1 protein-coding gene is annotated in these 620 nt (G+C 32.7%); it reads right to left on the bottom strand.

Annotated elements, in window-relative coordinates; all coding sequences use genetic code 11:
- Positions 1-359 (bottom strand): NADH-quinone oxidoreductase subunit J (locus tag HLA95_RS30430; RefSeq protein WP_222185193.1); only part of this gene is annotated, 359 nt, incomplete at its 3' end.
- Positions 360-620: the final 261 nt, after the last annotated feature.

The raw sequence follows: 620 nt of genomic DNA, 5'->3' as shown, positions 1-620 counted from the left end.
CCAATTTGTTGACTATTACTTATCAAATCTTGCTCTATAATCTGGTTTGATCTTGTAGTCCAAATAATCCCGTACCATGACGTATCTGGAATAGTAGTAATTAGTGAAACAAAAATACTTGTACAAACCATCGAAGTAACCCCATCCCCAACAGTCCAAAGATCAAAATCTTTGGAATATCCTGAACCATTCATGAACATCACAGCAAATATGATTAAAACATTTATAGCTCCCACGTAAATAAGGAGCTGTGCAGCAGCTACAAAATGGGAGTTTGATGAAATATAGAATAAGGATATACAAACAAGAACCAATCCCAATGAAAAGGCAGAATAAATTGGATTGGTAAGTAATACCACTCCTAGACCTCCTAATATAAGACCTGATCCCAGAAAGACTAAAAGAAAATCATGTATTGGTCCAGGTAAATCCATTATATGTAAAATAAGAAATAAATAAATCGAAATGTTTCATGACCTTATTGACCTGACCAGGATAAAAAGTTAAGTTACCCTATTTTTTTTTTTTGATACGTTCCTAATTGAATTAAATTCTAATGGGTGTGGATTGATGTAGGTACAATTATTCCGCCAATCTAATTTTTTATTCAAAATGGTAGT

The sequence above is a fragment of the Geminicoccus harenae genome (assembly GCF_019800005.1).
Taxonomy (GTDB): Bacteria; Pseudomonadota; Alphaproteobacteria; order Geminicoccales; family Geminicoccaceae; genus Geminicoccus; species Geminicoccus harenae.
The sequence above is the reverse complement of the archived record's forward strand: the minus strand, read 5'-3'. Positions and strand labels throughout refer to the sequence as shown.